The following is a 9,961-nucleotide window of genomic DNA, read 5'->3' as shown; positions in this document are numbered from 1 at the left end:
CTGCGGGGGGCGGGTGGCGTTGCGGGGGCCCGTTACCCGCGCATGCTGCCCGTGCAGGTCGGCCCCGCGCAGCCCCTCGGGGTCGATGAGCACTCCGCGTGCCGCGTCGGCGATCCAGGCGTCCTCGCTCCACGAATCCCACAGCCGTCGCAGGGCGACCACGAACTCCTCGGCGCGGTCGTACCGGCTCTCGTTGTCGGCGTGCGCATCCCGGCCGTGGTTGCCTGCGGCGCGCGGCTCGGCGCCTGTGACGAGATTGACGCCCGCGCGACCGCCGGTGAGCACGTCGAGCGACGCGAGCGAGCGGGCGGTCGCATACGGGTCGGCGTAGGTCGTGTTCACCGTCGCGATGAGGCCGATGCGCGAGGTGATTCCGGCGAGGAAGAGCACGGCGCTGACCGGATCGATCCGGGCGAGCAGATAGGGGTCGCGGAACTCCAGGTCGGGCCCCGTGGCGAGCCAGTCTCCGAAGAACAGGTAGTCCAGACCCGCCTCCTCGCCCTCCCGCGCGATGCGGCGGAGGATGTCGGCATCCGTCGCGGGGTCGCGGTGTGCGCCCGGCTGCCGCCAGCCCGAGGGGTATGCGCCGAGGGTGCGCACCATGGCTCCGATGATGAGGTGTTGGGTCATGCCCCGAAAGTACGAGCGCGCGGGGGTCACGGCCAATCGGCCCGGAAGCGCGGCGACACGCGGCGCAACACGGCGTCACATCCTCCCCGCGCGCTCGCGGCCGATCCCAGGATGGAGGGCATGACCACGACCTCCTCCCCTGTTCTCTGGACACCGCCCGCCCGGGTACGCGGCACTCTCGCCGTCGTGACCGGCCGCGGCGAGCGCGCAGGCGTGTACGAGCGGTTCGGCCGCCGCCTGAGCGCCGACGGCTACGCGGTCGCCGTGTTCGAGGAGGACGTGGATGCGGCGAGCGCCTGGCTCGCGACGACGACCGACGGCCCCCGGGTGCTGGTGGGTTCGGATGCCGTCGCCTCCCCCGTTCTGCGAGTGGTCGCCGAGGGCGCGCCCGTCGCCGCGGCCGTGGTCTCCGGGCCCCTGGTGGACGCCGAGCTCGCTCTGCCTGNNCCGGCCGATCTCGCGGCGATCGAGGTGCCCGTGCTGGCGGTGCACGGCGGCGCCGACGTCGTCTCGCCCCTGCGTGAGGTGACCCTCGCGCTGCGATCCGTGCCCGATCTCGAACTCGTCGAGACCGTCGACGGTCTGCACGACGCGCTCAACGACCAATCGCACCGCAGCGTCGCAGCCTCCCTCGTGCTGTGGCTCGAGCGTCTGCGCACGGGAGACGCCCACGCGCCGATCGTCCGCACTCACGAGAGCCTCGCGGCGGCGATCGCATGACCGGGTTCTCGACGCGTCAGCTCCCGGCGGGGTACACGCCCGGCGTCCCCCCGAACAGCGCCGTCCCGCCGATCTACCAGACCGCAGCGTACGAGTTCGGCTCGCTCGCCGAGGCCGCCGATCTCTTCGCGCTGCGCACCGTCGGCAACCTCTACAGCCGCAACGCCAGCCCGACCCAGCAGATCCTCGAAGAGCGCGTCGCAGCCCTCGAGGGCGGGGTCGCGGCGGTCGCCGTCGCATCCGGTCAGGCCGCGGTCGCCGTGACCCTGCTCGCGCTCGTCGGTCGTGGCGGACACATCGTCGCCGCCTCCCAGCTCTATGGCGGCACGGTCGATCTGCTGCAGGAGACCTTCGACGACTTCGGCATCCCGGTGACGTTCGTCGATCAGGACGACCCCGCTGCGTGGCGTGCGGCGATCAGGCCCGAGACGAGGGTGCTCTTCGCCGAATCCATCGCCAACCCCCTCGCCCAGGTGCTCGACATCCGCACCGTGGCCGACATCGCGCACGAGGCCGGAGTCCCGCTCGTGATCGACAACACCGTCGGCACACCGTATCTGGTGCGCCCCGGCGAGCACGGAGCCGACTTCGTGGTGCACTCCGCCACGAAGTTCCTGAGCGGGCACGGCACGTCGCTCGGCGGGGTCGTCGTCGATCAGGGCACCTTCGATTTCGGTCGGGAAGCCGCCCGCTGGCCGCACTTCACCGAGCCGTACACCCGCGTCGGCGACTTCTCACTGTGGGACCGCTTCGGCCAGGGCCAGGCGTTCGCGGCGCTCGTGAAGTCGAAGTACGTGCACGATCTGGGTCCCTCGCTCTCGCCGTTCAACGCCTGGCAGATCCTGCAGGGCATCGAGACGCTCGACCTCCGGGTGGCGCGCCAGAGCGCCACCGCCCTTGCCCTCGCCAGGCATCTGCAGCAGCATCCGGCCGTCACGGCGGTGCACCACCCCGGCATCGCGGGCAACCGCTGGCACGCGCTCGCCGAGCGCTACCTGCCTCGGGGCGGCCCCTCGGTCTTCTCGTTCGACCTCGCCGTGACGGATGCCGCCGGTGCCGACGCCGCGAAGACGCAGGAGCAGGTCGCGCGTGTCATCGATTCGCTGCAGGTGATCCGCCTCGTGGCGAACATCGGCGACGCGCGCAGCCTCGTGAACCATCCGGCATCGATGACGCATTCGCACCTCACCGCCGCCCAGCGCGCGGCCGCGGGGATCTCGTTCACGACCATCCGGCTCTCGGCGGGGCTCGAAGACCCGAGCGACCTCATCGCCGACCTCGACCGGGCGCTCGCGCTCGTCTGAGCACGGCCACCGCCCCGACCCGCCTCACCGCCCCACCAGAGGAGAACTATGTCGATCGACCTCGGCTACTGGACGCCGGTCTACGGCGGATTCCTGCGCAACGTCACCGACGAGGGGCGGATGGCTGCGACCTGGGAGTACATCCGCGAGGTGTCGGTGAAGGCCGATCGTCTCGGATTCCACACCACGCTCGTGCCCGAGCTGTATCTCAACGACCGCAAGGGCATCGACGCGCCGAGCCTCGAGGCCTGGTCGCTGTCGGCGTCGATCCTGGCCGTCACCGAGCGGCTGCGCGTGATGACGGCCGTGCGTCCGGGGTTCCACCTTCCCGCGGTGCTCGCGAAGACCGTCTCGACCCTCGACCAGATCGCACCCGGCCGCGTCGCCCTCAACGTCGTCGCCGCGTGGTGGGCCGAGGAGGCCCGGCAGTTCGGCGGGCAGTTCACGACCCACGACGAGCGCTATATGCAGGCCGAGGAGTTCGTCACCGTGCTGAACGGCCTCTGGCAGCAGACGCCGTTCACGTTCGACGGTGCACACTATGCGCTCGACGGCACGATCGTGGAGCCGAAGCCGTCGCGGCATCCCGTGATCTTCGCCGGAGGCGAGAGCGAGGCGGGCCGCGAGTCGATCGCCGGCTTCGCCGACGCCTACGTCATGCACGGCGGCACCCTCGACGAGGTGCGCGCCAACGTCGCCGACATGAACTCCCGCTCCGAGCGGCTGCACGGCCGACCGATCGCCGAGTTCGGGATGCCCGCCTACGTCATCGTCCGCGACACCGAGGCCGAGGCGAAGCGCGAGCTCGACCGCATCACGACGGTCGACCCCGATTCACCCGGCTACGCCTCGTTCGAGGAATTCCAGCGCAACTCGAAGCTGTCGCTCGAGCTGACGCGTCGCGAGTACTCCGTCGGCACGCGGGGGCTGCGTCCGAACCTCGTGGGCACCGCCGAGCAGGTCGCCGAGCGCATCCATGAGTACGCCGATGCCGGAATCACACTCCTCCTCATCCAGGCGTCGCCGCTGGACGAGGAGCTCGAGCGGATCGCCGCGCAGGTCTTCCCTCTCGTCCCGCAACAGAGGGCGGATGCCCTCGTCTGAACACCCCGTCATCAGGCTCCACCCCCTACGCTGAGATGATGACTGGTCTTCGTTGGGGAATCCTCGCGACCGGCGGCATCGCCGGCGCGTTCGCATCCGATCTGCGCACCGCCGGGCTCGATCTCGTGGCGGTCGGCTCGCGTTCGCAGGAGTCGGCAGACGCGTTCGCCGCCCGCTTCGACATCGCCCGCGCGCACCCCTCGTACGAGGCGCTCGTCGCCGACCCCGAGGTCGACATCATCTATGTCTCGACCCCGCACCCGATGCACCACGACAACGCGCGCCTCGCACTCGAGGCCGGCAAGCACGTGCTGGTCGAGAAGGCGTTCACCCTCAACCGCGGCGAGGCCGAGGATCTGCAGCGGCTGGCCGCCGACCGCGGGCTCCTCGCGATGGAGGCGATGTGGACGCGCTATCTGCCGCACATGGTCCGCATCCGCGAGATCATCGCAGACGGCACCCTGGGTGAGATCCGCGCGGTCAGCGCCGACCACACCCAGCTGCTCCCCACCGATCCCACACACCGCCTGAACGCTCTCGAGCTCGGTGGCGGCGCCCTGCTCGACCTGGGGATCTACCCGATCTCGTTCGTGTGGGACATCCTCGGCGCCCCGACCGGCATCCAGGCCACCGCCCGCCTGATCGAGACCGGGGCGGATGCCGAGGTCGCCACCCTCATGACACACGAGGGCGGCGCGATCTCGACGACGCTCTCGTCGTCGCGCGCCGCCGGCCCGAACGCCGCCAGCATCATCGGCACGGAGGCCCGCATCGACATCGACCGCGTCTGGTACACCCCGACGAGCTTCCGCGTCGTGCAGCCGGACGGCACGGTCATCGAGGAGTACTCCTCCGACGTCGCCGGCCGCGGCATGCAGTACCAGGCGCATGCCGCCGAGCGTCTCGTGGGTGACGGCATCCTCGAGGGCGACATCCTGCCGATCGCCGAGAGCGTGGCGATCATGGGCGCTCTCGACGACATCCGTGCGCAGATCGGCGTGCGCTACCCCGGCGAAGGAGCAGTCAATGGCTGAGGCACACGACACCAGAGTCGCCGTCTACCTGGACTTCGACAACATCGTCATCTCGTGGTACGACCGCGTGCACGGCCGCAACGCCTACGGCAAAGACCGTCAGCGCTTCAGCGAGAACCCCACCGACCCCGAGGTCTCCGAGCGACTCTCCCGCGCGATGATCGAGGTCGGCGCCATCATCGACTACGCCGCCTCGTTCGGCACCCTCGTGCTGACGCGCGCGTACGCCGACTGGTCGTCGCCCGTCAACGCCGAGTACCGCTCGCAGCTCGTCGCGCGCGCCGTCGACCTCGTGCAGCTCTTCCCCGCGGCGGCGTACGCCAAGAACGGCGCGGACATCCGCCTCGCCGTCGACGCGGTCGAAGACATGTTCCGCCTGCCCGACCTCACCCACGTGGTGATCGTCGCGGGCGACAGCGACTATGTCCCCCTCGCGCAGCGCTGCAAGCGGCTCGGCCGCTACGTCATCGGCGTGGGGGTCGCAGGCTCCACCGCCAAGTCGCTGGCCGCCGCGTGCGACGAGTTCGAGGCGTACGACTCGCTTCCCGGCGTCGTGCGTCCGAGCAAGACCGCGCCTGCACCCGTCGTCGAGGCACCCGTCGTCGAGGTGCCCGAAGCCGTGGTCGAGCCGACGGTGAGGGCGAAATCGCGACCGCCTGCCAAGACCGCCAAGGCCAAGGCCGCAGCGGCAGCCACGACGCCGGCCGCCGCGTCGACGCCCGTGAAGGCAGAGGATCTCAACGACGGCACCGAGCAGGGCGAGGCGACCGAGCTGCTGCAGCGGGCGCTGCGTCTGGGTCACGACAAGGCCGATGCCGACGAGTGGCTGCACAGCTCGGCCGTGAAGACGCACATGCGCCGCATGGACCCGTCGTTCAGTGAGAAGGCCCTGGGCTACCGCTCGTTCTCGGACTTCCTGAAATCGCGCGAGAACATCGCCGAACTCGAAGAGACCGGCCACGAGCGACTGGTCAAGCTGCGCGATTCCGGCGCCTGACCCGCCGCCTGACCCGGCGTCACTCCTCGAAGTCGTACTCCTGGAAGGCCGCGACCTCCGCCACCCAGCGCTCCGACACGAATGCCGTGTGCGCGGGGTGCGCGTCGTACGCGCGGTACGCGTCGCGGTCTCGGAAGATCATCGAGAACTGATGCTCGAGATCGCTCTTCGGGCTCACCTGGCGGCGGATGGCGAAGTCCTCGACGCCGGGGATCGAGGTGAGCACGGCCCTTCCGGTCGCGAGGAACTCCCGCTCCTCGGGGCTGCCCGCCTCGTGTACGAGGCGGAAGACGACGGTGTGCTGGATGGTCATTCAGTGTCTCCGGTCGACTGGTTGCGGAAGGCGGCGTCGAACGAGGCGGCGGGCGCCGGCCACAGCAGCGACCGCACGTACTCGAGGGCTTCGGGGGCGCCGTGCAGGCGATCCATGCCCGCGTCCTCCCATTCGATCGAGATGGGCCCCGTGTAGCCGACCGCATCGAGCGCGCGGAACGCATCCTCCCAGGGCACGTCGCCGTGACCGGTCGAGACGAAGTCCCACCCGCGCCGGGGGTCGCCCCATGGCAGATGCGAGCCGAGCACTCCCGCCCGCCCGTTGTGCGGGCGCATCCGAGTGTCCTTGCAGTCGACGTGATAGATGCGGTCGGCGAAGTCGACGATGAACCCGACCGGGTCGATGTTCTGCCACATCATGTGCGACGGGTCCCAGTTGAATCCGAAGGCCGCGCGGTGCTCGATCGCCTCCAGCGCGCGCACCGACGACCAGTAGTCGTAGGCGATCTCGCCCGGGTGCACCTCGTGCGCGAAGTGCACGCCTTCGGCGTCGAACACGTCGAGGATCGGATTCCAGCGGGCGGCGAAGTCCTCGAACCCGCCCTCGATCACCGATGCAGGCACCGGGGGGAACATCGCCAGATACGGCCAGATCGACGACCCGGTGAATCCCACGACGGTATCGACTCCGAGCTTTCGCGCCACCCGGGCCGCGCGCTTCATGTCGTCGGCCGCCCGCTGTCGCACGCCCTCGGCCTCACCGTCGCCCCACACGTGGTCGCGCAGGATCGCCTGATGGCGGAAGTCGATCGGGGCGTCGCACACGGCCTGGCCCGTCAGATGGTTCGAGATCGCGAAGATCTGCAGCCCGTGCCGGTCGAGGATCTCGAGGCGCGAGGCGATGTAGGCGTCATCCTCGTCCGCCCGCTGCAGGTCGAGATGATCCCCGGATGCCGCGACCTCGAGGCCGTCGTACCCCCACGAAGCGGCGAGACGGGCGACCTCCTCGAACGGCAGATCGGCCCACTGGCCGGTGAACAGGGTGACCGGATGCGTGGTCATGGACACTCCTTCGTATCGCGTGACGGTCAGGCGCCGAGCGCCCTGAGTGCGTGGATGCTGCGTGCGGCCAGCTCGTCCTGGCTGGGGGCGAGAGGGCGCCACACCGAGGCCGCGACCGCGATCGTGGCGTTCTCGCCCGTGAAGCTCTCGAGCCCGAGCGGCCCGCGGTAGCCGGCATCGTCGAGGGCGCGCACGATCTCGGGCCAGTCGGTGTGGTCCTCGCCCACCGCACCCCGATCGCTGCCGCACACCTGCACGTGGGCGATGGCCGACCCCGCGGCGCGGATCGCGTCGGCCGGCTTCTTCTCTTCGATATTGAGGTGATAGGTGTCGAGGGCGAGTCCGACTCCGGCGCCGAGCAGCGGCGCGAGAGCATCGAGGCTCTGCTCGACGGTGTTCAGCACGCTGGTCTCGTAGCGGTTGAGCGGCTCGATAGCGAGGGTCACGCCCGCGGCCTCGGCCGCAGCTGCGACCGGTTCGAGGTTCTCGCGCAGCTCGCGCACGGCATCCCGTCGCTCGTCCTGTGTCATCCGCCAGGTCACCCCGGTGGGTGCGTAGAACGGACCCGCGACCACGGCGGCGCCGACGGCGCGAGCGGCCGAGATGCACGATCGCAAATAGTCCTGGGTGGCGGTGACGTCTCCGGCACGCGCGAGCAGGGAGCGCCGTGGCCCCATCGCTCCGACGACGATCGCGCCGAGGCCGAGGTCTGCGAGCAGGTCGCGCGTGGTCGCAGGATCCCAGTCCCCGATGTTCTCGAGAGGGAGCTCCAGCGCCTGATACCCCATCCCGGCGGCCTTGCGCGCCAGGGGCTCGAGAGTCGCATCGGTCAGCGGAGACGTCCACACCCAGGTGTTGACGGCGATCGTGCGAGGCATCCTGCTCCTTCGGGGATGACGCGGGTGCTCCCACCCTCCCATCCGCGGTGCGCGGAGGGAAGGGTGGGAGCCTCACTGCGGGTTACGGGATCTGGCGTTCCTGCCACACCGTCGGGTAGCCGGGAAGGTTCTCGCCACCGAACTTCGCGTAGTGCCCGTCGGGCATGCCGTCGTTCGCCGTGAGGTAGTCGTCGAGCTCACCCTCGGTGATCGGCTTCTGCGGCAGCACCCACTCCTTCGGCACCTCTTCGCCCGCGAAGATCATCTGCGCGGCGAGCAGCGGCGTGCGCCACTGGAAGTTCGAGTACACCGGGGCGAGACCCGTGAGCCCCGTGTCCTTCCACTTGCGCAGGAAGCTCATCTCGTCCTCGCCGGTCATGACCGGGTAGTCCGCACCGGCGTCCTCGAACGCCTCGATCGCGGCGACGGCACCGTCACCGGCATCCATCCAGATGCCCTGCACGTCGCCCTTGGCGAGCTCGTCGCTGATGATGCTCTTGATCTCCGCCGGGTCGGCCCCGGTGAAGTAGTCCACGGCCTCGATGCCCGCCTCGTCGAAGAGCTTCTCGGCGCCGGCCCACCGGTGCTCGAGCACGTCGACGCCGGGGAGGATGCGCAGAGCCACGACCTTGTCGCCCTCTTCGAGGTTGTCGATGAGGAACTCGGCAGTGTCGATGCCCCATGCGAATCCGCCGATCGGGTGGATGAACGTGACCGGGCAGTCGGTGTCGACGCCGCGGTCGAACACGATCACGGGCTTGCCGGTCTCGCACGCCCGCTCGACGGCCGGGGTCATCGCCGCGGTGCTGTTGGGCGAGATGAGGAAGACATCGCAGCCGCCCTCCGAGATGAAGTAGTCGATGTCGGCGATCTGCGTGTCATCGGAGTCCTGCGCATCGCGGGTCTCCATCTCGCTGATCGCCCCGGACTCCTGCAGCGCCTTCAGCTGCTCGTTCATCGTGATCCAGCCGGTCTGACGCCACGGGTTCGAGATCGACGCGTTCGCGAAGCAGGCCTTCTTGGCCCCCTCGCTCACGAACTCCGACGTGTCGACCATCTCGGCATTGATGTGTTGGAGGTACGGCTCGTCCGCCGGCCCCTGGGGCTCGACGCCGCGCTCTTGCATCTGCTTGTCGAAGAGCTCCTGATCGAACCACTCGGTGGTCTCCGCCGACTCGTCGGGGCTGTCGGACTCGGCCGGCGCCACGGACGGGTCGGTCGTGCACCCGGCGAGCGCGATGAGTCCGAAGAGAGCCACCCCTGCGGTGGCGATCCTCATTGATCGTCGCATTGCTAATCTCCTCTGGTTTCTGTGTGGATGGTGCTGGTTGTTACGGCTTCTGGGGGTTCTGCGGTCGTGAGGGCGGGGGAAGTCTGCGGCCCCCGCTTGCGCCGCGCCCGGAATGCGACGGCGGAGTAGGCGACGGCGGCGATGATGATCACTCCCTGCACGGCGTCGCGCAGCGTCGAGGGGACCCCGGCGATGTTCAGCAGCATGAACAGGGCCTCGAGGGCGAACGCGCCGGCCGCCGCCGCGACGATCCAACCCCGCCCGCCGCCCAGCACGACCCCGCCGAGCACGACCGCGGTGATCGCCACGAACTCGTAGCCGCGCCCCACCGAGGGGTGCACACCGGCGTAGCCGACGAGCAGCACGGCCGAGAGCGTCGCGGAGAGCGACGAGATCATGAACGCGCGGGTGGTGACCCAGGCGCTGCGGGCTCCGGCGAAATCGACCGCCGTGGCGTTGTCGCCGACCGCGATGAGCAGCTTGCCGAGCGGCCGCTTCGTGATCCAGATGCCGAGCGCGAGCCAGCCGATCACGATGAACACGGCCCAGGGGATGAACTCGAGCAGCGGCACGTCGCGGATGCTGCCGCGGCCGATCTCTCGGAAGCTGTCGGCGGGGTTGCCGGTGGCGGCTCCTCCCGTCAACCACATGCCGCCGCCGAGGAGCGC

General features: G+C 69.9%; 10 protein-coding genes. 4 read left to right on the top strand and 6 right to left on the bottom strand.

Annotated elements, in window-relative coordinates; all coding sequences use genetic code 11:
- A partial coding sequence (locus J7E68_RS11230) for an LLM class flavin-dependent oxidoreductase (protein WP_215172614.1) occupies positions 1–630 on the bottom strand: 630 nt, incomplete at its 3' end.
- Between the two features lie 716 nt (positions 631–1,346).
- Here J7E68_RS11230 and J7E68_RS11225 point away from each other — a divergent pair.
- The 4 genes from J7E68_RS11225 to J7E68_RS11210 are packed head-to-tail and all read left to right on the top strand — an operon-like array spanning position 1,347 to position 5,789.
- Positions 1,347–2,654, top strand: coding sequence for an aminotransferase class I/II-fold pyridoxal phosphate-dependent enzyme (locus J7E68_RS11225; RefSeq protein WP_215172613.1), 1,308 nt, complete (start codon positions 1,347–1,349; stop codon positions 2,652–2,654).
- Positions 2,655–2,702: 48 nt separating this feature from the next.
- Positions 2,703–3,758 (top strand): LLM class flavin-dependent oxidoreductase, encoded by a 1,056-nt coding sequence (locus tag J7E68_RS11220; RefSeq protein ID WP_251048905.1) that lies wholly within the window; start codon positions 2,703–2,705, stop codon positions 3,756–3,758.
- Between the two features lie 38 nt (positions 3,759–3,796).
- On the top strand, positions 3,797–4,792 hold the full coding sequence (locus J7E68_RS11215) for a Gfo/Idh/MocA family protein (protein WP_215172611.1): 996 nt from the start codon (positions 3,797–3,799) through the stop codon (positions 4,790–4,792).
- Positions 4,785–5,789 (top strand): NYN domain-containing protein, encoded by a 1,005-nt coding sequence (locus J7E68_RS11210; RefSeq protein ID WP_215172610.1) that lies wholly within the window; start codon positions 4,785–4,787, stop codon positions 5,787–5,789. The genes J7E68_RS11215 and J7E68_RS11210 overlap by 8 nt, the downstream gene beginning before the upstream one ends.
- Before the next feature lie 19 nt (positions 5,790–5,808).
- Here the strand turns inward: J7E68_RS11210 and J7E68_RS11205 are convergent, their stop codons facing one another.
- The 5 genes from J7E68_RS11205 to J7E68_RS11185 all read right to left on the bottom strand — a co-directional run.
- Positions 5,809–6,102: a Dabb family protein gene (locus J7E68_RS11205; RefSeq protein ID WP_215172608.1), complete on the bottom strand. Its 294-nt coding sequence runs from the start codon at positions 6,100–6,102 to the stop codon at positions 5,809–5,811.
- On the bottom strand, positions 6,099–7,124 hold the full coding sequence (locus J7E68_RS11200) for a sugar phosphate isomerase/epimerase family protein (protein WP_215172606.1): 1,026 nt from the start codon (positions 7,122–7,124) through the stop codon (positions 6,099–6,101). The genes J7E68_RS11205 and J7E68_RS11200 overlap by 4 nt, the downstream gene beginning before the upstream one ends.
- A 26-nt stretch (positions 7,125–7,150) precedes the next feature.
- Positions 7,151–8,002 carry a sugar phosphate isomerase/epimerase family protein gene (locus J7E68_RS11195; protein ID WP_215172604.1) on the bottom strand — a complete coding sequence of 284 codons (852 nt, stop codon included), beginning with the start codon at positions 8,000–8,002 and terminating at the stop codon, positions 7,151–7,153.
- A gap of 82 nt (positions 8,003–8,084) precedes the next feature.
- A complete protein-coding gene (locus J7E68_RS11190; RefSeq protein WP_215172602.1) occupies positions 8,085–9,293 on the bottom strand; it encodes a substrate-binding domain-containing protein in 1,209 nt (402 codons plus the stop codon).
- A gap of 2 nt (positions 9,294–9,295) precedes the next feature.
- Positions 9,296–9,961: ABC transporter permease (locus tag J7E68_RS11185; RefSeq protein ID WP_396652500.1), on the bottom strand; the 666-nt coding region annotated here is incomplete at its 5' end.

Origin of the sequence: Microbacterium sp. ISL-103, from assembly GCF_018613995.1 — a bacterium.
GTDB lineage: Bacteria > Actinomycetota > Actinomycetes > Actinomycetales > Microbacteriaceae > Microbacterium.
Note: the sequence above shows the minus strand (reverse complement) of the source record. Positions and strands in the feature narration are given on the sequence as shown.